Below are 20,464 nucleotides of genomic sequence, written 5' to 3' on the forward strand. Positions count from 1 at the left end.
GCGCCAGGTCGGCCTCCCACTCCTTGAACGACCCCAGGTCAACCAGCAACGCAATGCGTTCCTGCACGGAAATGGGAAAGTGATAACCGCACTTGGGACAGACCTTGTTGTTGCGGTCCACTTCCTTACGATAGATGATTTCGCGGCAGTGGTTGCACTTGAGCCACAGCCCATCGCCACCCTTGGCCCGCTGATGGCTCTCGTCAGAACCGGCGGAGTCGCTTTTTTTGAACCAGGCCATGCGTTCTAGATCTCGACCGCCTGATTTTTCTGGCGCATCGTTCCTCGTGTGATGCCTCGCCCCAGCAGTCCCTGAATGTGGTCGAAAAGCACCAGCGACCGCCGGACAGGCCGGATGGCAGAGTGCGCTTGGAGACGCCACGACACAGCCAGAGCGCGGGAGTTAACCACCGCCATGCCGTTAATCAGCAGCCAGAATGTCCGGCGTCGGAGGGGCGCCCCCTCCTCCACGCAGACCTGCTCCGACCCCTGACATCTGGGGACGGGAATCTTCACCGATTGCTCCCTCGGCTTACACTGTCCGTCATAAATGAACTGCGGGAAACCAAAATAGCATAGGCGCCAAAGGGCTGCACTAAGTATTACATTTAAGAATCAGCTCTAACTAGCTGAATCGACGACGTAATTCGACGCGCATCAGTGGGTCCCAGTCGACGACTAACACTACTAAAACAGGATGGCTATCCCAAATCCAAGGCTACCGACACTCGCCAGCCCGCGCACTGCTAGATTTATCGACCGGCCACGTGAAGAAGAGAACATCAACGGCAGACTGATCAGAGTCCCGACTACCACCATGCCGACAATCGAGCCGATCCCGAAGAGAAGGATGAACGCCAGCCCTTCCCACAGAGTCCGCGAGGCCGACAGCACCAGTAGCATCAAGGCCGCGGACCCGGCCAGGCCATGCACCATGCCGACCGCAAGTGGCTGGAAGACATACCGCCAGCCGTGCCCGTGCGCATGGTCGTCTCGCTGGTGATGGCTGTGCAGATGCACGTGGAGTGACCCGTCGTGTGTGTGGGCATGGAGATGCCACTGTTCCCGATAGAGCGTCACGGCCAATCCCGCGCCCAATGCGATCAGCATCACACCCACCCCTTGCTCAAACGCGTGCGCCACGGTGTCCGGGATGCTCAGCTTCAGCACCAGCACCGCACAGCCCACAAGCAGCAAGGTCGTCGTGTGACCGATCCCCCAGCACATCCCAATGAAGCCGGAAGCTTTGAGGTCAGGGCGCCGGGATAGCAGCGTTGATACAGCGACGAGATGATCGGCGTCGAAAGCATGGCGAGCCCCAAGCAGGAATCCCAGACCGAGGATGGAGAGAAATTGCAAATCAGGCATGAGTCTCTGCGTAGGCTGGCCGCGAAGGCGGCCGATCAGCCGCCGCGCGCATGCATTTCCAGATGCGGATCTTCACGCAGCTTGGCGATGTCGATGAGGCGCTGCTCGCGGCCACCCGACCGCTCCAGCGCCTTGCGCTCTTCCGCCCCGCGGTCGGTGCGTCCCTGCCAGACGGATTGGAGCAACGCGCGAAACTCCTTCGCGGACACACCGTCGCGCAACGGCTTGCGCAAATCCGTGCCGTTCTTTGCGTACAGGCAGAGATACCACATGCCGTCCGCCGTTACGCGACTCCGATCGCAGGCAGCGCAGAACGGCGTGGTCGTGGAGGGAATGATCCCAAAGCTCGTCCCGTCCGGCAGCCGGAACCGCTGCGCCGGCGCGGAGCTGAGTTCCTCGATTGGCTCGATCCGTCCGTACTGGCGGCCGAGCATTTCGAGCATCGCGGCCCGCGACACCACCTGATCCATGGACCAGCCCGTGGCCCCACCGACATCCATATATTCGATGAATCGCACTTCCGCCTGGATGCGCTTGCCAAGCTCGATCAGGTCCACCAATTCGTCATCGTTAAATCCCTTGATCACCACCGTGTCTAACTTGAGTCCTGTGAAACCGGCCCGCTGCGCCGCGGCGATGCCTTCCATTACGCGGACATGCTCATCGCGCCGCGTCAAGGCACGGAACCGGTCCGGCCGCAGCGTATCGAGGCTGACCGTAATCCGGTGCACGCCGGCATCGTAGAGCGCCTGGGCCTGATCGCCCAGCAGAATGCCGTTGGTCGTCAGCGCCAGGTCCTGAATGGTGTGGTTTTGCGTCAGCAGGCGAACCAGCCGCGGCAGATCACGCCGCAACAACGGCTCCCCACCGGTCAGGCGCACCTTGTCTACGCCGAGATCGGTAAAGGCCTGCGTGACGACGGCCATTTCCTCAAAGCTGAGCACGTTCTCGCGCGGCAACCAGGCATACTCCTCCTCCGGCATACAGTAGGAGCAGCGCAGATTGCAGCGATCCGTCACGGAGAGGCGCAGGCTTTTTAGCGGCCGGCCGAACGTATCGCGAAGCGCAGTAGCTGCGTCACTCACAGCGGCCTCCGCGCCTCTTGTATGGCAATGCTCAAAAAGGTTGCCCCCGCGTAGTCCCACGAAGTCCGGCGACGGGGACACACCCGTTTCAGTACGTCGCAGGGAGATGGGCGACCGGAAACGGAACTGGCAGTCTCTTCCAACATTCTAGGGATGCTCCTCAACCCAGACTTCCCCGGCGGGCGTATGCTCGAGCTTCCAAATGGGCGTGATCTGCTTCAACTCATCGATGCACCAGCGACAGGCCTTGAACGCGTCCGCCCGGTGTTCGGCGCCCACGACGATCAGCACGATGTTCTCTCCAATGCCGATTTCGCCATATCGATGTAGGATCAGCACCTCGAGTACGTCAAACTGCTTGAGGGCCCGTTCGCGAATCTCGCGCAACTTTTTCTGCGCCATCCCCTCGTAATACTCGAAGGTGATCGAGCTAACGTCGTGGCCTTTTGAATGATCGCGCGCCGTGCCAAGGAAAATTGAAATCCCACCAATCCGCGTGGAGCCGGCGCGTACACGGTCGATCTCGGCGTCCACGGAAAAATTTTCACGCTGCACGCGGACCAGCGCCGTGTCGTCCGACGCCCCACCGGCGAACGGCGGCAGTAGCGCCACCTCGTCGCCATCGCGCACCTCCACATCCTCATGCGCGATTTCTTGGTTGACGGAAATTAGCACCCGCTTCTGGTGCACCAGTTCGCCGATTTTGGGGTACTGCGCATCCAGTGTCGCAACAAGATCCTTGACCCGTCGGCCTGCAGCGAGCGGCACCGAGAGTTCGGGTTGGTTGTCGGCAAGGGACTTAATGAGGCCGAAGAGCTTGATGGACACCATGGCTCCCTCGTACGCGCCGGTCAGCGCGCCGCCATCGTCCGGATGTAGGTGCCGGACTTGCCACCGGATTTCGAAAGCAGGGCGATGCCGCCGAAACTCATGCCCTTGTCCACGGCCTTGCACATGTCGTAGATCGTGAGCGCCGCCACTGTAACCGCTGTCATCGCTTCCATCTCCACGCCGGTCGGCCCGGTGGTCTTGACCGTGGCCTTAATCATAATGGTGCACCGTTCGTCCGGTCCGGGCGTCACCTCTTCGGTGAAGTCGATGTCAACACTCGTGAGCAGCAGCGGATGACACATCGGAATCAGATCGGGCGTCCGCTTGGCGCCCATCACCCCTGCCGTCTGCGCCACCGCCAGCACGTCCCCCTTGGCAATCTTGCCCTGCTGAATTTTTTGAAGCGTCGCCGGCAGCATGTACACTGTCGCCTGAGCGGTCGCCACCCGCTCCGTGGCGGCCTTGGCGGACACGTCCACCATCCGCGCGCGCCCCGCCTCATTGAAATGGGTCAATTGCCCGGTTTTTCTTCGAAAATTGCTATTTTTTGTGGAGACTTTCATGGGTCAATAGGCGTGCCAGGATTATAAAAGTCCCTCCAAATCGTAGTCAAGCAAGAAGGGCTTCCGTGCTTGACGATGGGCCGCCCCATCAACGAGAATGCCGCATGCTCGACCATTTAGTGATCGAACGCCTTGAATTTAACGGCCATTGCGGGGTCACGGAGGCCGAGCGGCAATTGCCCCAACCAATTGCCGTGGACGTTGAGCTGGACTATTCCCCGCAAGCCATCGCCGCGGCCGCTGCAACTGACGCGATCGGGCAGGCCGTGGACTATGCCTCTGTCGCGCAATGCCTTGTCGATCTTGGTACTAGCCGCCGGTTCCATCTCCTCGAGACCATGGCCGAACAGATGGTGACCGCCATCTTCGCCGGATTTCCCGTGGACCGCATCGGCTTGTGGGTGCGAAAAGTCGACCCACCGGTCAAATATGTAAACGGGTCCGTCGGCATCCGCCTGGATCGCCTCCGGAGCGGCCGGCCACCAGACCTACTCCCCGCCCAGTTCCTGCTCGACCAAAAACACCGATTTCCACGCATCTCGCACACCATGGCCCTGGACGTCGCCTGCGGACGCGGGCGGAACGCGCTCTACCTTGCTGAGCAGGGATTCACGGTCGACGCCGTCGATCGCGACGAACAGGCTTTGGCCGAGCTGTCGGCGTCTGCCTTGCAGCGACAGCAGAGAGGCATCACCACGCACACGCTCGATCTCGAAACGGACGCCTCGCACCCTCCTACGTTGCCCCGCGCGTACTACGATGTCATCACCGTCTTTTTCTATCTGCATCGCCTGCTGTTCCCCGCGCTCGTACGGGCGCTCACGCCGGGCGGTGTGCTGATCTATGAAACGTTCACGATCGAAAATCACCTGCGTCGCCAGCATCCGCGCCGTCGGGAGTTCTGCCTGGAACCGAACGAACTACTCACGCTGGCACAGGGTCTGCGCGTCCTACACTACGAGGAGGGCGAGCACATCGACAGCCATGGCACCGCCGCCTTTACCGCACGCCTGCTAGCAGAACGTCCCGCGTAATTATGGGACGCCTCGATCTCCATCTGCACACCACGCACTCGGACGGCAGCCTGTCGCCCACTGACGTCCTGACGCGGGCACAGCAAGGGGGCGTCACCGCCCTCGCCATCACCGATCACGACATCACGTCCGGGATTCCGGAGGCCCAGGCTGCCGGCGCGCAGTTTGGCATTGAAGTGATCCCCGGCGTGGAAATTAGTGCGCGACTTGACGACAGCGAGTTGCACATCCTTGGCTATTTCTTCGACTGGCAGGATCCCGTGCTGACCGATCGCTTGAAACGTCTGCGGGACAGCCGGCATCGTCGCAACCCGCAGATCATCGACCACCTCCGCGCGCTAGGGCTCGACATCACTTACGACGAAGTGCGGGCACTGGCCGGTACGGAATCGGTCGGCCGCCCGCACATTGCTCGCGTGTTGATGGAAAAGAAGTATGTTTCCAGTTCGAAGGAGGCATTTGATCGCTACCTCGCGCACGGCAAACCGGCTTACGTGCCGCGCGAACTGCCTGAGCCGGCTGAAGCCATCGCCTGGATTCGTGACGCCAAGGGCGTTCCCGTGTTGGCCCATCCGACCTGGGTTCCGCATCGTGGTGAAGCGCTGGTGAAATTTTGCAGCCAATTAAAAATGGAGGGGCTAGGCGGCATCGAAGTGCACTACAGCACGCACACCCCACGCCAGACTGCAGACTACCTCGATCTGGCACGCCGGCTGGATCTTCTTGTCACGGGTGGCAGCGACTTTCACGGCATCGCGAAACCGGACATCGAGGTAGGCAGGGGCAGGGGCAGCCTGTCCGTGCCGGAACAACTGCTTGCGCCACTGCGCTTAGCCGCCCGCGCATAGCGCAACACCGCCACACAAGACGTTCAGGAGCCTGGTAACGGGACCGGCAAAACGGGCTAGGCCCGTCAGCAATTGACGCTCAGCTCCGCTTCGCGCCGAGGGCGCGTGGCAGACCTCAACAGCGCAAGCCCCAGCAACCGCGACCGGGTGCCGCAGAGGCCACCACGATGACCGTCTCGTCCTATGTATGGAAAACTCCACGCACGAGGCGCGGCCACCAGACGGAGACGTCTGCGGACCTGCCGTCGGCACCAAACCCTGCGTACGCCAGAAATTGACTGTGCGCGGATCCTGCGCCATCGGCCTTCGCAAAGGGACTCAGAGGCGCACTCAGTTGTCCGGCGTCTCCACGATATGATTTTCGAACCGCGTGCACCCCTCGGCCAGTAGGCGGTTTGTTAGCATCTCGCCCGGCCATTCGATCGGCAGATCGGCCGTGAACATCCAGACATCCGGTGACGTCCAGACCGGACCATAATCGTCAGGCAGTTCCGGGTCGAACAGATCGGTCCAGACCGGCATGTAGACGCCGTTGCCGCACTGCGTATGGAGATGGACAATCGTGCGGCTCCGCACGGCAAGATCGAGGTCCCGCCAGACCTCCACGGTTTCGTCAGCGAGCCGGTGCAGCCGTACGGCATTCTGCGCGTCGAACAGGGCATAGCTTGCGAACACCGGCGTTTCGAGCATGTGCGGCGCCGGTGCCAGCTCCGGACACTGCGCGGCCAGACCGGCCAGCAGCGCCTGACGGCTGGAATCATCCAGCGTATCGGGCAGACCGGGATCCGGTGATCCCAGCACTTCAAACAGCAAGAATGCCGTGGACTCCACCGGCGGGTGCAGCCGTGAGGCGATCGCACGGCGGCGCTGTCCGTCCGCCAGCTCAATGAGATGCTGATGCAAATCGTGCAGCGTCAGACGTTCGAGCGTGGTGTCTGTCAGCAGCCGCGGTTCCACCATAACCACCGTGCCCACGGGCAGCTTGAGATGTTCGCGCAGCAGATCCGCCGTCGCCACGGGGTCGAGCTTTAGATTGAGCGGTAATTTCAGATCGGTCTGCAACGGCAGCTCGAGCGCGCCGAGCACTGCGTACTGGAGCTTCCCGTCCCGCCCTTCCCCCATGGAAATTGAGCAGGCAGCTTCGGCCAGCAGATCAAATAACCATTCGGCCATCTCCTCGTCGAGCGCGGCCAGCACGGCCAACACATCCGACTCGCGATCCTGCTCCAGCAACGCCTGCAGCGTATCGATGGCCGCATCCGCATCGCCATGATCGTGCCGGCGGGCATTGATGAGGTGAATGAGATCGCGCGTGAGCGGATCGGGACGGGACCAACTGGGCATACCGACTATCCTTCCCCGGGCAAGGCGCAATGCACCTGATTCCACCCGTGTACACCCGCATGGTGCCAAACTTCGGACCACGCAGGCAAGTCCCCGGCATCGACGATACCGGGAAGTACTCGCTATTCCCCGATCACTTTGACCAAGACTCGCTTCTTCCGACGGCCATCGAATTCGCCGTAGAAGATTTGCTCCCACGGACCGAAATCCAGCTTACCGTTCGTGATCGCCACAACCACCTCGCGCCCCATCACCTGCCGCTTGATGTGTGCGTCACCGTTATCCTCGCCGGTCAGATTGTGTCGGTATTCAGCCTCGTGCGGGGCAACCCGTTCAAGAAAGTCGTCATAATCCTGCAGCAGGCCGCGCTCGTCGTCATTGATGTACACGCTGGCCGTGATGTGCATGGCGTTGACGAGCACCAGCCCCTCGCGCACGCCGCTCTGACGCACCGCCGCCTCCACCTGAGGCGTAATATTCAGGTAGGCCCGTCGCGTCGTCGTATTGAACCAGAGTTCTTCCCGGTACTGCTTCATGGCTGCCTGGAATGCCGCTCTGTTTAGTATGACCGTGAGTCTACCATATATGAAATATGGAACCACCCGTTCGCGGCTGCCGGTCTGCACCGATATGGGCCACTACCAATCTGACCGGATCACACGTGAGAAGGACCGTCCCGTGATTGCCGCAATCGACGACCCGGTTCATGGCGGATTAGATGCGGCCCTCAGCATCCGTGCCATCTCCATATACGGCGTCGTGCCGATCATGACCGTACTGCCTACCGCCCGTGCATTGAGGGCCACACGAGCCCACTGGATTTGCTAGGTCACCTCAGCTGGACGCAGTGAAGACACCTGACGAGTTGCCGGAGACGCCGATCTCGGCCTCCCCTGATCGAATCCCGGCAGCTAATTGGCCAGACCCGCCTAACCCATCAGAATGTTTGACAGAACAGACGGGGTAGTGCTATTTACTGGGCCATTGATTAGGCTGCGCGAAGGCCTACGGAGAAGCGCAATGGGATTTTGTCTTGCGGTGTCGGTTGCAAGCCTCCCAGACTGGAGCCTGCTGTTCGCCAAAGAACCAACTTCGGCCGAAGATTCGACACAGTCCATCAACATGGACAAGAACGCTGACCTCGGCCCTCCCGAAAAATCCAACAGCCCCAAACCGCCCAGTTCGAAAAACCGCATCCTGTTTGCGGCACTCATCATCATTGCTGCCAGTGGCGGCTACCTTGCCATGAATCCTGATTTCCTCACGGGCCTTTCCATGACAAAAACCGCCAGGTCAAAGGTGCCGACCGCTCCTGTGAAAACAGCCGCGGCGCCGGGCCCGGCTCACTCGACGGCGGGTGTTCCCGCTCCGGCAAGCCCAGCCCCGGTCGTCAGCGCGCCGGCCGCGGCCACAACACCGACTCCACTCACGCAGACAGCGCCCCCTTCAGCTCCAACCGCACCGGCTCTGGCGGGCATTCCCTCACCAAAGTTTGGCGAAGGGCAGACGGTGACCGTAGCCGTGCCGACTCCGCTGACGGCTGATAACACCGGCACCAAGGCCAGCCCAACAACCGCGTCCCCCGGCGCGACGCTGGTCATTGTGGACGCTGATCTGCGGAACAACGAATGGGTCTATGCCGTCCGCATGGACAAGGGCGTGACCGGCTGGGTGGCTGAAAAAAACCTCACGGTAAAGTAACCGCGCGGACAGTTTCCCTCCGGATTTTGTCCCGCCCGATGCTGGGCAGACGCCATGCGATAATGTCGCGCGCAGACGCAGATCCAGCGAGGCTCCATGCTCCGCGCACTTATCTTCGATTTTGACGGTGTGGTTGCGGATAGCGAACCCGTCCACCTGGCCGTCTTCCAGAAGGTCCTGGGCGAGGAGGGTCTTTTCCTCAGCGGTGAAGAATACTACGCCGACTACCTCGGCTATGACGACAAGGGCTGCTTCCGGGCGTTTCTGACCGCGCACGGACGGACACCGACCAACGCGCAGATTGACGACCTAGTCGCCCGCAAGGCGCGCGTGTTTCTCGAGCACATCAAAACGAGCCACGTCATTTTCCCCGGCGTGCGCGAACTAGTCCGCGAGGCCGTCTCCCGTCACCGCCTAGCCATTGCCTCCGGGGCACTGCGGCACGAGATCGAATACATGCTCGAAGGCGCCGGCATCCGTAAGGAGTTTGAACACATCACCAGCGCTGAGGACGTCCGCCGAGGTAAGCCCGATCCCGAGCCCTTCCTGCATGCCCTGGCGGGATTAAATCGCACCACACGGCACAGACAATCACCGCTGACACCGGACGAGTGCCTCGTCATCGAGGATTCCATCCCCGGCATCCGCGCCGCGCGCGCCGCCGGCATGAAAGTCCTGGCCGTGGCCAACACGCACGCGATCCAGGATTTGCACGAGGCTGATGCGCGCACGCATTCGCTCGTCGACGTGCAGTTGCGCGAGCTGGAACCCCGCCTGTGGCCGTTGGACACCGGCACGAGTGACCGACAATGAGAATCTGCTCCCTGCTTCCCGGCGCCACCGAAGTCGTCGCGGCACTCACGCCAACCAAACATCTGGTCGGCATCAGCCACGAGTGCGACTACCCACCGGAGATCACCGTCAAGCCGGTCGTCATCCGTCCGGCAATCAATATCACCACCGACAGTCGCAAGATCGATCAGCAGGTCCGGCACAAACTGAACGCGGGGCACGCTCTCTACATGCTCGACGACGCACTGCTTGCGCGCATACGGCCGCACCTCGTCATCACACAGGACATGTGCGGCGTCTGCGCTGTTACCCCCGCGCAGCTGCACACCTCCCTCAAGACCCTACCGTCGATGCCGCGCCTGCTAGCCCTCAGTCCGTCCACGCTCGATGACGTCCTGACCGACGTGCACCGCATCGGGGACGCCATCGCGCGCCCACACGAAGCTGCCGTCCTGGCCAGCCAACTGCGCGAGCGACTGCAGCACGTACGGTTGCAAATCGCGCAGGCCGGCGCGCAGCCGCGCGTAGCCTGCCTAGAATGGCTCGATCCGCTCTATGCTGCCGGCCACTGGGTGCCGGAGATGGTCGCCTATGCGGGAGGCGTGGACGTCCTCGGCACCGCGGGTGCACCGGCCAAGAAAGTCACCTGGAAGCAGGTTCGCGCTGCGCGGCCGGACGTGCTGATCCTCATGCCCTGCGGTTTTTCCATCGCCCGCACCCGCACGGAACTCGCGTGCCTCACTACGCGGACCGCTTGGGAAACGTTGCCGGCCGTGAAATCCAACCGGGTATTTCTGGTTGATGGCCCGGCCTATTTTAACCGCCCGGGCCCGCGTTTGATTGACGGGGTGGAAATTCTGGCCGCCTGCCTGCACCCCTCGCTCCTGTCGGCGCCCAACCCGGAAATGGTGGAGCCGCTCACCGTCTCCCACAGCACCCTCCCGAGACGCCCAGTCGGACGATGACGCCTGCTGAAGCCCAGGCCCACTGCACCGTCATCACGAAACGAAGCGGGAGTAATTTTTACTACTCCTTCGCGTTTTTGCCCACCACCCGTCGCGACGCCATGTACACCGTCTATGCCTTCTGCAAGGAAGTGGACAGCGCCGTCGATGAGCCACCGGCCAATAGCGATCCCCAGAAAGCCATCCGGCAGTGGCGTGCGGAAGTCGCCGCCATTTATCGTGGCACACCGACTCATCCGGTGGCCATCAGCCTGGCCGAACATGTCAAACGGCTGGGCATTCCGAAAGAGTATCTAGACGAGCTACTCAACGGCGTGGAGATGGATCTCACAACCACGCGCTACGAGACATTCGACGAACTCTCGAAATATTGCTATCGGGTGGCCTGCGTGGTGGGGCTTATCTGCCTACACATCTTTGGGACGCGCGACCCGCGCGCGAAGGACTATGCCGTGAATCTGGGCATGGCCTTCCAACTCACGAACATCCTGCGCGACATCGGCGCTGACGCCGACTGCGGCCGGATTTATCTGCCGCTCGAGGACTTAAGAACATTCGGCTACTGGGAGAAGGATTTGCTCAGCAAACACGTGGCGCTGCCGTTCGAACAGCTCATGGCCTTCGAAGCCGCCCGCACGCGCGGTTTCTACGACAAGGCTGCGGCCGTGCTGGCATCGCTCCCCGCTGAGGACCAGCGCGCGCTCCTGCCAGCCGAACTGATGCGCGGCATCTATGCCGGCCTCTTCGACCGCATCGAGCAGGCCCGCTACCGCGTTTTTGACAAGCGTATTCGCGTCCCAACCGTCTCGCGCCTCATCATCGCCGCCGGCATCTGGCTCCGCTCCCGCTTCGCCTGAAACGGGATGGCTGCCACTTCGCTTTCAGAATGCCTGCTCCCCTGCGACCGCTGCGTAATGCCATCTTCCCAGCTCAGACCGCTCCAGACCGCGAACCCGTCGCTGGCCTGAGTCAATTGATCGACCCACTTTAAGCTTTTCGGCTCGCAGCTCATGGCGGAGAAACATTCTAGCGGAAAGGGGGAAAAAGAACAGGCGGCTCAATCATGCCCCCAGACTCACAGACAGCTAACGGCGAATAATGACTCCCATTGGTCTGGTGACATCGGAATACTTGCCCCGCTTGAGGAGATCGCGGAGGACCTAGTCCACAATGCCCCAGATGAAGAGGACCATCGTGCTCTGTCTGACGTGATTCGCTTCAAACAGATTAGCGAAATGGGACATCTTGAATTTCTCACAACCCGCAGCTGATGCAGCCCCTCACTTCAGCAAAAGCGTCGCTCTATAACACAGGGGGGCAACAGGGATCTGACGTGTGGCCGCGCCCTTCTGTTCATACACTGCACATACGACTACGGATAATCTCGATCGTTGACAACCCCTTCCGCCCCTCCTAATATCCGCGCATGTCGCTTCAGGAACTAAACACCTCCCTTCACAATTGCCAGCGCTGCAAGCTCGCGACGATGGGTCGGACGCAGGTGGTGTTCGGCACGGGTAACCCGAATGCGTCGATCATGTTCGTGGGCGAGGCGCCGGGGTCTAATGAAGATCAAAAGGGCGAGCCGTTCGTAGGCGCAGCGGGCAAAATCCTGGACAAGCTGTTGGAGTCGGCCGGCCTGTCGCGCTCGCAGGTCTACATTGCAAATGTGATCAAGTGCCGCCCGCCAAACAACCGCGATCCGGAGCCGGATGAGGTGGAAACCTGCAAGCCGTTTCTTCTGCAGCAGATTGCGGAGATCAAGCCAGCGTTGGTTTGTACGCTGGGCAACTGGGCAACACAGACAATACTGGAAAAGAAGGTACCCATCACAAAGGTGAAGGGCCAGGCGATCCAGCTGGACCGGTTTGTGGTCTTCCCTCTGCTCCATCCTGCCGCTGCGCTGCATCAAGGGAATCTGCTAGGAACCCTGAAGGAAGACTTTAATAAACTAAAGGCCTATCTGGACCGGCAGCAGGCGCCAACTCCGGTACCGCCGTCGTCACCACCTTCAGCCATACTGCCCCCGCCGTCGCAAATGGATTTATTTGGCGCGTGATGGCTTGCCCTCCCTGACACCAGGCCATCGATGGCACCAAAACGGCACTTCGTGAACGACATCGGTGGGCAGGGTCGCCAAAATCAATTTTCGTTTCACTGATGACGACTCAATAAGTACCTGCAGATCGCCAGCTCTCCAGTTTGCAGCCCTGGACAGGCCATCGTCGAGGTAGTGATACATAAATCGTTGGCAGAAAGCAGGGCTCGGCACTTTTTCAGCCATAGCGTGTGCATGAAATTTGCGGGAGACCTTCCCTCGTGCAGTCAATGGCTCGGTAATAGAGACCGATCACTGTGCCTGTCCGCCTGCAGTGGTCTACGCTATAGGATGCTGGCCGCGGGCTCGTCCACCGTCGGCCGCTCGGTCAACCGTTAGCCTTCGTGAAAAAACGGGTCAGGTAAGTGGGGTTTTCTCAATTTGGCCGCGGCACCAGCGCCGGTAACCGGAAGCCCCGTCGGATTCAGTAGGCCCAGCTGCACCAACACACTGGCCTGGTCCCAGTGAATATGTTCATAGGCCACCTTGTCGTTCTGAATGCCGACGATCACGACAAAGACAGCCTCGACCCGTTTACCCGTGGGCTTGACCCCCGGAAGCATCCAATCGATCTTGTGGGTGTGCGTAAACGAGATAATCAGTTCATCAACAAGCCGCTCGTCGCTGTAGGTACGAGAGACGGTTTCAAAGGTAACATCAGGGGGGAAGAACTGGCCGATGAGGCGCTTAGCATAGAACGTCCGAACACCTAGAGGCCCTTGCCCCCCCACCATCGTTGGCACGTTCACAAGATGCGGTTGCGGGGCCATGGTGGCGAGTGTCCGATCAAGATCGCCCGCCAGTTCTGCATCCATGTGCGCTTTAAAGATTGCGTCGATTTTCTCTTTCAACCTTGAAGAAATCACCTTGTCCTCCTACCATGGTGCGACTAGTCTGATAAACAACGACAACTCGAACTGCTGGTTACTGCCAGCCTTGTCGCCATCGAAGCGGATCGTCGAGCGCCCACCACTGAATGCGCTCGACCCGTTTAGTATACACCGCCTCAAGATCAATCCACTCGACCGGTGACAGTGGATCTTCCGGACTGCAGACCCCGATCACGAGAAAGTGCGTTTCTCGGTTGACCGGCGCGACCGCCGTCCATTTTGAACCTATTAATTTCTTCGGGTGAACTGGCATCAAGTACTGTCTCAGCTTGTGGATCGACGAGACACAGGCGAGGAATGCATTGGTGCATGAAAATCAGCTGTCATTGATGCTACCTGGCCTGTTACGCCGTGGAGAGTCGAATCCCGCTCAGGAATTTCTATTTTGAGATTGGGCCGATACCGTGTGTGCATGGAGTGGCGTAGGTTACCACAACGAGACTAGCCTTCTGAAAAATCATTGTACTGCGGTTCATCTTTTCAAGCACAGCCCCCCCTGCACCCGCTGTCCTCAGCCATACGCAAAAAAAGATCGCCCCGGGAAACTTGTAAGCGCGTTCTGACAGCAGCGTGGACGTGGAGGAGCGGGACGGCTACATGAATCCCGGGGTCGAAACGGAAGTCCGTCACATGAATGCGGCCCAGTCCATGAAACTGCTGCTGGGCACGGCTCTGCTGGACAAACGGGCGGAGCTGACGTTGATTGAACTGAAGCAGTACCGACGAGAACGATCTCGACAGACGAGACCGGCGTCCTCAGGCGCCAGCGGGTTTCTTATCAGAAGACTCCTCGTCATCCGCCGGATTGCCGTCGCTGGATGACTCAGCCGCCGGGTCATCAAACCACGCAACCAGCATCTCCTCCCACCAGTCTGCAGTGACGTCGACACCGGGATCCATGCCGAAGATTGCCACATCTTCCGTGGTCACCCTGGGATCGACCGCCCCCGGATTGAACTTAGCCCGCTCAATGACCTCCCTAGTGGCAAAGCCCCCCACGATCCAGGAATCGGGGTCGGCACGGCGGGACTTATAGGCTTTCAACCCCTGCTTGAGATAGATAAACAACGCCCGCTGCCGCTCGTCACCCACGCCTGTCGGCGGCAGGCTCAGCGTCTTTTCGATTTTCTTACGCCAGTGCCGATCCTCGTAACGCGAGGTCAGCAGCTGTAACATCCGCTTGCCCTGTTCCGCATCAAGCGCCATCAGTGTTCTCCCTGCGCGACCGATTCATCCAGCTCCACGGTATTCATCAGCCCCTGCGCCCGCAACAGCTCCCGGCAATGGCTGTGCTGATCGGACGAAACCAAGAAGAAGACTCCCGCATAGATCCCACTGAAGATCGCGCCCACCATTGATGTCGTCGTGAAGGGTTCGAGACCGAGAACATAGTCGATGTCATGCGTCGTCAGTGTCCGCTCCGTTCGTTCAGCCTCGACTACGTTGCCGGCGATGTACACAAGGCGCAACGGGATACCGTCCAGCTCTTCAGCCGTTCGTCGCCCCACGTGCCAGTCATCCCAGATGCTTTTGAAAAAACACGATCGAACGCTCCCACGCGTCCTGCGCTTCCGCCGGCCTGAACACATCAGTACGCGTATCGTTGAAGAAGGCATGCGGCGCACCCGGATAGGTTTTGATTTCCCCAACTTTGTTGTACTTCTTCAGCGCACCTGCCAGCCGCTGTACGTCCGTTTTCGTGATCCAGCCGTCCTCCTCGCCATAGATATAGAGGACCGGCGCCGCCAGGTTCTGCAGCGCCGCGTCAGGGCTGGGTACCTGGCCGTAAAACGGCACTGCGGCCTTGATGTCCCGGGACACACAGGCCAGCATCAGCGCGTAGGAGCCACCCATGCAAAAGCCGGTCACGCCGATGCGCGCTGCATCCACTTCCGGAACCGTCTTTAAATAGGCCACGGTCGCCTTGAGATCCTTCAGCCCGTCTTCCTGCTTCAACGCGCTCATCAGCCGGCCCGCCTCGTCCGAATTACCATTGGGCACGACCGTGTTGCCAAACCGGGAATACAAATCCGGCGCAATCACGACGTACCCCTGCTGAGCATACCGCCGCGCGACATCCTTTATATGCTCATTCAATCCCCACCACTCCTGCACCACGATGATCGCGGGGCGCTTTACCCCGCCCTGCTCACCGACCAGGTAGGCCCGGATCTTCACGTCTTCACTGGAGTATTCGACCATCATGTCTTTGAGATTCAACATGGCACCCTTCGTCGCGTAGCCAGCGCGAAATTTTCAATGTTGCCTGGTTGCATTATGATGCATCGAATATTGCCGAATTCAACAGACCGACGCTGGCCCCCTGGTTACTTGCCCGCCACCGTCATTTCTCGGATTTTGAGCGTGGGACATGCGATGCGGCCGCGGAATTGCAAATCGTTACCGATCAGCTCGATATCCTGGAAGATCTGCTTCAGATTTCCGGCGACGGTGATCTCCTCAACGGGATAGGCCAGTTCGCCGTTTTCAATCCAGAAGCCTGCCGCGCCACGCGAATAATCGCCTGTTACCATGTTGATACCGAATCCGATGAGCTCCGTGACGTAGAGCCCGCGCTTTACGGACCGGATGATCTCGGCCGGCGCCACCGCCCCTGGCACCAGATAAAAATTCGTCGCGCCGACTGTCGGACTGTCGCCCACACTGCGTGACGCATTGCCGGTTGATGCCAGCCCCAGCTTTTTCCCCGAATAGGTGTCCAGCAAATAGCTCTTCAATACACCCCGCTCGACAACCGTGGTCTTGCGCGTTGGCAGGCCCTCGCCATCGAAGGGGCGCGATCCGAGCCCGCGAAACATCCGCCCGTCATCATAGACTGTGACCATCTCTGGTGCGATCTTCTGGCCCAATTGCCCGAGCAAAAACGAGGCGCCTTTATAAAGCGCGTATCCGGACACGGCTGCGCAGAGATTGCCCATCAGGCCGGCGGCCATGTCCTGATCAAAAATCACCGGCACTTTGTTGGTCGGGACTTTGCGGGCCCCCAACCGACGAACGGTTCGCCGGGCCGCCTCCTGTCCGACCGACTCCGGGCTGTCCAGTCGCCCATAGGCCCGCTGCACGGCATACCATGAATCGCGCTGCATACCGCCCGTGGTCGGGTCTGTCGCTACCGGCGAGACGGATATCGAAAAGCTTGAACTGCGATAGGTCCCGACAAAGCCCTGGCTGTTTGCAAGCACAATGCGGCCGTTCGATGAATTGAACTCCGAGCCTTCGGAATTTGTGATCCGCGGATCGGCGCCCAACGCCGCCGCTTCGGCCCGCTTGGCCTGTGCAATGTGCTCGTCTGTTCCCAGTTCAGTGGCGTCGTAGAGCTCCAACTCAGGGCTGTCCTTTGCGAACACGTCCCCAACCGGCAAGCCTGAAACCGGATCCTCCACAACTGCCTGCGCGAGGACGCAGGTGTCGGCCACCAACTGTTCGAGCGACGCTGGTGAAAAATCGGATGTCGAGGTGCTGGCCGACCGCTTACCGAAAAATACGCGCAGTCCCAACCGCTTTTCGCGCGCCTTGGTCAGCCGGTCCACTGCGGAAAGCCGGACCTGCACAGAGAGATTGCGGCTGTCAGCCACGATCACGTCAGCCGCGGTCGCGCCGCGTTGTTTGGCCACGCCGAGCAGATCTGCAGCCAGTTGCGCGTAATCCTGTGCGGCCGGCAGTGGTGCGCTCATCCCTGCGTGCCTCCGACAGTGATTTCATCCACACGAATCGTCGGCAATCCCACGCCGACCGGGACCGACTGTCCGTCCTTACCGCACGTCCCAATGCCTTCATCCAGCTTCAGGTCATGGCCAACCATGGAGACTTTCGTCAGCACCTCGGGTCCGCTGCCGATGAGCGTCGCGCCCTTCACCGGCTTTGTAATCTTGCCATCTTCGATCAGATAGGCTTCGCTGGCTGAGAACACAAACTTGCCGTTTGTGATGTCTACTTGCCCACCGCCGAACGAGACAGCATACAAGCCGCGTTTGATCGAGCGAAGAATGTCCTGGGGATCTGACTGGCCGGCTAACATGAACGTGTTAGTCATGCGCGGCAGCGGTATACTCTGGAAACTCTCACGCCGACCGTTGCCCGTGAGCGGCATGCCCAGCAGCCGTGCATTGAGTTTATCCGTGATGTAGCCGCGCAGAATGCCCTGTTCGATCAACACCGTCCGGCTGGTGGGCGTGCCTTCGTCGTCCATGTTGAGCGAGCCACGCCGGAATGGGAGCGTCCCGTCGTCCACAATTGTGCAGACGTCTGAGGCCACGCGCTTGCCCAGCAGATTCGAAAAGGCCGAGGTCTTGCGGCGGTTGAAGTCCGCTTCCAATCCATGACCGATCGCTTCGTGAAGCAGAATTCCCGGCCACCCGCCGCCCAGCACCACTGGCATGACGCCGGCCGGCGCCTCAATCGCGCTCAAATTGAGAATGGCCTGTCGAGCCGCCTCGCGCGCAAAATGCTTGTACCGCTCCCCGTCGAGGTAATACGAAAACGCCATCCGCCCGCCACCGCCAAAGGTGCCCATCTGGCGATTGCCGTTCTGCTCAGCGATGCAGGTCACTTGCAGGCGCGACAAGGGCTGCACGTCACCGACCAGCGTGCCGTCCGTCGTGGCTACCACCACCGTCTTGTATTCCGTGCTAATCGAGGCCATGACATTTTTAATGCGCGGGTCGTACCCGCGCGCCTCAGCGTCAACCAGATTAAGCAACGCCACCCGCTCCGGCGTGGCCACTTCCGCCTGCGCCTGGGGTACGGGATAGAGATCGCGCGTGGGGCGAGCCCGATGCGTGACTGGGACCGGTCGGTCACCCTGCGGCGATTGCGCGATGTACCGCGCCGTGCCGGCCGCCAGCTCGAGATCGCGCCTGGTCAGTTCGTCTGAATAGGCAAAGCCGGTTTTTTCGCCGGCCGTAGCGCGCACGCCGGCCCCCTGCGAGACGCTTTTCACGGCGCGCTTGACGATCCCCTCTTCCATGGATACGGACTCGGAGAGGCAGGACTCAAAATAGAGATCGGCATAGTCCACGTCCCGCACTTTCACGACGCCCAGGGCATGCTGGACATCCTGTTCAGTGAGGCCGAAGGCCGTCAGTTCGGTATGAGCTTGAGTCGACATGGTGATGGCTCCAGAGTGCGTCGGAGTATAACTGATTCGTTTTCCGCCCCGCAACGGGACATACAGACGAAAATCTGCCTTTTCCCCTGTAAATTCGTTGACTTTTCGCAGTCTGGACACTAGACTTGCCATGCCCTCCATGCTGGTATCGCACTACGCTGCTTTCAACGGAGCTGCCTGACGGCCATGAACAAGAGCCAGGTGGCCAATACCGACCAGTTGTCAGAAACCGACCTGCTCGGGCTGATCGACCGCGCGACATTGCCCGCACACATTGCCATCATTATGGACGGCAACGGCCGGTGGGCCGAGTTGCGCGGCCTGCCGCGCAGTGCCGGCCACACGGAAGGGGCCAAATCTGTCCGTGAGATAATTATCCTGTGCGGCGAGCTCGGCATCAAGGCCCTGACGATCTATGCCTTCTCGCAGGAGAACTGGAAACGGCCGGCTCTTGAAACCAACGCCCTGATGATGTTGCTGGAACAATATCTCCAACGTGAAATCGACGCGCTCATCGAGCACGGCGTCCGATTCCGCGCCATCGGCCAGATCGACAACCTACCCTCCTCAGCGTTTACCTGGGTCCGTAAGGTCGAGCGCAGCACAGCGCATTTAGACAAACTGCATCTAACCGTCGCCCTGAGCTACGGCGGCCGCTCCGAAATCGTGAGCGCGGTCTCCCAACTAGCCCAGGACTGCGTCGACGGCAAGTTGCAGCCAGAATCCATCAACGAATCAGTGCTTGAGCAGTATCTCTCGACGCATGGCCTTCCCGATCCCGATCTCTTGATCCGCACCAGCGGGGAAGCCCGCATCAGTAATTTTCTTCTCTGGCAGTTAGCCTATACCGAGATGTATTTCACACCCACGCTGTGGCCGGATTTCCGCCGGCGCGAGGCGCTGCTGGCACTGCTGGCCTATCAGAAACGTGACCGGCGGTTCGGAGGACGCCCCTCCGAGCCCTCTTCCTCGAGCCCAAGGTGACCGCCCTCGTTCCCGAGCGCCGCTTTGACAGCCGACGCGTCTACGTTGCGCTGGTCTTCGTGCCCCTCTTCTATGCGCTTGTCCGGTATGCGCCAGCAGTTGGCCTCTTCGGATTAGTTGCTCTCGCCGCATTGATCGCCGTGACAGAGTTCTACCGGCTGGCCCTTCGCACTGCCCAGGCCTCTCCCCTCATCTATCTGACTGGAGGAGCCGTCACGGCGCTGCTGCTAATCACAGCGCAATGGCCGGGGCTTATGCCGGATCGGCCTCTGCTGACCGGCATCCTGATGGTCGCGCTCTGCGTTCCGCTGATCGCGCGACGGCCTCAAACGCACGGCCTGACGGACCCCGCGCTGCTGGCCTTTGGCCCCCTCTACATTGGTCTTTCGCTCAGCCATCTGCTCCTGACCCGTGCCCTCTCTGACGGAGAGTGGCTCATCTTTTTTGTGGTACTGAGCACCTGGGCAGGCGATACCGGCGCCTACTACGCCGGCATGAGCCTGGGCCGCCACAAACTGGCCCCGTCGATCAGCCCCAACAAAACGGTCGAGGGCCTTGTCGGAGGCGCGGTGCTGGCTGTCATCGCGGCCTTCATGGCCCGCGAATGGTTTCTGCCGTCTTTCACAGCAGGCGATTGCCTGGCCACTGGTCTGCTGCTGACGACCGCTGGCGTTACGGGCGACCTTGTGGAATCAGCGCTCAAGCGCGGCGCCGGCGTCAAAGATTCAGGCACCCTGCTGCCGGGACACGGCGGCATCCTCGATCGGCTGGATAGCTTGTTGTTCACCGCTCCGGTGTTTTACTATTATGTGACGCTCGTCAAAGGCTGACCG

25 protein-coding genes are annotated in these 20,464 nt (G+C 60.5%); 10 read left to right on the forward strand and 15 right to left on the reverse strand.

Features of this window, described 5'->3' with window-relative positions; all coding sequences use genetic code 11:
• From FJ248_04375 to moaC, 6 genes are all read right to left on the reverse strand, one after another.
• Positions 1-241, reverse strand: a 241-nt coding sequence (locus tag FJ248_04375) for an acetyl-CoA carboxylase carboxyl transferase subunit beta (GenBank protein ID MBM4120121.1), incomplete at its 3' end; no start/stop codon positions are given.
• A gap of 5 nt (positions 242-246) precedes the next feature.
• Positions 247-516, reverse strand: a complete 270-nt coding sequence (locus FJ248_04380) for a hypothetical protein (protein MBM4120122.1) — start codon at positions 514-516, stop codon at positions 247-249.
• Positions 517-687: 171 nt separating this feature from the next.
• On the reverse strand, positions 688-1,368 hold the full coding sequence (locus FJ248_04385; GenBank protein MBM4120123.1) for an urease accessory protein UreH: 681 nt from the start codon (positions 1,366-1,368) through the stop codon (positions 688-690).
• A gap of 35 nt (positions 1,369-1,403) precedes the next feature.
• Complete coding sequence (gene moaA, locus FJ248_04390) at positions 1,404-2,453, reverse strand: GTP 3',8-cyclase MoaA (GenBank protein ID MBM4120124.1); 1,050 nt, start codon at positions 2,451-2,453, stop codon at positions 1,404-1,406.
• A gap of 147 nt (positions 2,454-2,600) precedes the next feature.
• Complete coding sequence (locus tag FJ248_04395) at positions 2,601-3,056, reverse strand: molybdenum cofactor biosynthesis protein MoaE (protein MBM4120125.1); 456 nt, start codon at positions 3,054-3,056, stop codon at positions 2,601-2,603.
• Between the two features lie 248 nt (positions 3,057-3,304).
• A complete protein-coding gene (moaC, locus tag FJ248_04400) occupies positions 3,305-3,847 on the reverse strand; it encodes a cyclic pyranopterin monophosphate synthase MoaC (protein MBM4120126.1) in 543 nt (180 codons plus the stop codon).
• Positions 3,848-3,951: 104 nt separating this feature from the next.
• On the opposite strand from moaC, the gene folB reads away from it, so the two are divergent.
• Both folB and FJ248_04410 read left to right on the forward strand, forming a co-directional pair.
• Entirely contained in the window at positions 3,952-4,881 is a 930-nt protein-coding gene (gene folB / locus FJ248_04405) for a dihydroneopterin aldolase (GenBank protein ID MBM4120127.1), read from the forward strand.
• Between the two features lie 2 nt (positions 4,882-4,883).
• Positions 4,884-5,729: a PHP domain-containing protein gene (locus FJ248_04410; GenBank protein ID MBM4120128.1), complete on the forward strand. Its 846-nt coding sequence runs from the start codon at positions 4,884-4,886 to the stop codon at positions 5,727-5,729.
• A 330-nt stretch (positions 5,730-6,059) separates the two neighbouring features.
• Here the strand turns inward: FJ248_04410 and FJ248_04415 are convergent, their stop codons facing one another.
• Together FJ248_04415 and FJ248_04420 are read right to left on the reverse strand one after the other, a co-directional pair.
• Entirely contained in the window at positions 6,060-7,073 is a 1,014-nt protein-coding gene (locus FJ248_04415) for a hypothetical protein (protein MBM4120129.1), read from the reverse strand.
• Between the two features lie 122 nt (positions 7,074-7,195).
• On the reverse strand, positions 7,196-7,609 hold the full coding sequence (locus FJ248_04420) for a YjbQ family protein (protein MBM4120130.1): 414 nt from the start codon (positions 7,607-7,609) through the stop codon (positions 7,196-7,198).
• On the opposite strand from FJ248_04420, the gene amrB reads away from it, so the two are divergent.
• The 6 genes from amrB (at position 7,608) to FJ248_04450 (ending at position 12,590) form a co-directional block, all read left to right on the forward strand.
• On the forward strand, positions 7,608-7,901 hold the full coding sequence (amrB, locus tag FJ248_04425) for an AmmeMemoRadiSam system protein B (protein MBM4120131.1): 294 nt from the start codon (positions 7,608-7,610) through the stop codon (positions 7,899-7,901). The genes FJ248_04420 and amrB overlap by 2 nt on opposite strands.
• 192 nt (positions 7,902-8,093) lie before the next feature.
• On the forward strand, positions 8,094-8,774 hold the full coding sequence (locus FJ248_04430; GenBank protein ID MBM4120132.1) for a hypothetical protein: 681 nt from the start codon (positions 8,094-8,096) through the stop codon (positions 8,772-8,774).
• Positions 8,775-8,870: 96 nt separating this feature from the next.
• Positions 8,871-9,587: an HAD family phosphatase gene (locus FJ248_04435; GenBank protein ID MBM4120133.1), complete on the forward strand. Its 717-nt coding sequence runs from the start codon at positions 8,871-8,873 to the stop codon at positions 9,585-9,587.
• Entirely contained in the window at positions 9,584-10,531 is a 948-nt protein-coding gene (locus FJ248_04440; GenBank protein MBM4120134.1) for a cobalamin-binding protein, read from the forward strand. The genes FJ248_04435 and FJ248_04440 overlap by 4 nt, the downstream gene beginning before the upstream one ends.
• Positions 10,528-11,388 (forward strand): presqualene diphosphate synthase HpnD, encoded by an 861-nt coding sequence (hpnD, locus tag FJ248_04445; GenBank protein ID MBM4120135.1) that lies wholly within the window; start codon positions 10,528-10,530, stop codon positions 11,386-11,388. Before FJ248_04440 ends, hpnD begins: the two co-directional genes overlap by 4 nt.
• Positions 11,389-11,957: 569 nt before the next feature.
• Positions 11,958-12,590: a uracil-DNA glycosylase gene (locus tag FJ248_04450; protein MBM4120136.1), complete on the forward strand. Its 633-nt coding sequence runs from the start codon at positions 11,958-11,960 to the stop codon at positions 12,588-12,590.
• A gap of 374 nt (positions 12,591-12,964) precedes the next feature.
• Here the strand turns inward: FJ248_04450 and FJ248_04455 are convergent, their stop codons facing one another.
• The 7 genes from FJ248_04455 to tldD form a co-directional block, all read right to left on the reverse strand.
• Positions 12,965-13,495: an ester cyclase gene (locus tag FJ248_04455; protein MBM4120137.1), complete on the reverse strand. Its 531-nt coding sequence runs from the start codon at positions 13,493-13,495 to the stop codon at positions 12,965-12,967.
• Positions 13,496-13,553: 58 nt separating this feature from the next.
• Positions 13,554-13,775 carry a TIGR02450 family Trp-rich protein gene (locus FJ248_04460; protein ID MBM4120138.1) on the reverse strand — a complete coding sequence of 74 codons (222 nt, stop codon included), beginning with the start codon at positions 13,773-13,775 and terminating at the stop codon, positions 13,554-13,556.
• 500 nt (positions 13,776-14,275) lie between these two features.
• A complete protein-coding gene (locus tag FJ248_04465) occupies positions 14,276-14,725 on the reverse strand; it encodes a hypothetical protein (protein MBM4120139.1) in 450 nt (149 codons plus the stop codon).
• The gene (locus FJ248_04470; protein MBM4120140.1) at positions 14,725-15,027 is read right to left on the reverse strand and encodes a hypothetical protein; all 303 of its coding nucleotides are present in this window, start codon (positions 15,025-15,027) and stop codon (positions 14,725-14,727) included. Before FJ248_04470 ends, FJ248_04465 begins: the two co-directional genes overlap by 1 nt.
• A 7-nt stretch (positions 15,028-15,034) precedes the next feature.
• On the reverse strand, positions 15,035-15,742 hold the full coding sequence (locus FJ248_04475; protein ID MBM4120141.1) for a dienelactone hydrolase family protein: 708 nt from the start codon (positions 15,740-15,742) through the stop codon (positions 15,035-15,037).
• 104 nt (positions 15,743-15,846) lie between these two features.
• Positions 15,847-17,214, reverse strand: coding sequence for a TldD/PmbA family protein (locus FJ248_04480; protein ID MBM4120142.1), 1,368 nt, complete (start codon positions 17,212-17,214; stop codon positions 15,847-15,849).
• Positions 17,211-18,647, reverse strand: coding sequence for a metalloprotease TldD (tldD, locus tag FJ248_04485; GenBank protein MBM4120143.1), 1,437 nt, complete (start codon positions 18,645-18,647; stop codon positions 17,211-17,213). Before tldD ends, FJ248_04480 begins: the two co-directional genes overlap by 4 nt.
• Positions 18,648-18,833: 186 nt before the next feature.
• On the opposite strand from tldD, the gene FJ248_04490 reads away from it, so the two are divergent.
• Together FJ248_04490 and FJ248_04495 are read left to right on the forward strand one after the other, a co-directional pair.
• Positions 18,834-19,631, forward strand: coding sequence for an isoprenyl transferase (locus FJ248_04490; protein ID MBM4120144.1), 798 nt, complete (start codon positions 18,834-18,836; stop codon positions 19,629-19,631).
• Positions 19,628-20,461 carry a phosphatidate cytidylyltransferase gene (locus FJ248_04495; protein MBM4120145.1) on the forward strand — a complete coding sequence of 278 codons (834 nt, stop codon included), beginning with the start codon at positions 19,628-19,630 and terminating at the stop codon, positions 20,459-20,461. The genes FJ248_04490 and FJ248_04495 overlap by 4 nt, the downstream gene beginning before the upstream one ends.
• Positions 20,462-20,464: the final 3 nt, after the last annotated feature.

Source organism: Nitrospira sp. (assembly GCA_016873435.1).
Lineage (GTDB): Bacteria > Nitrospirota > Nitrospiria > Nitrospirales > Nitrospiraceae > VGXF01.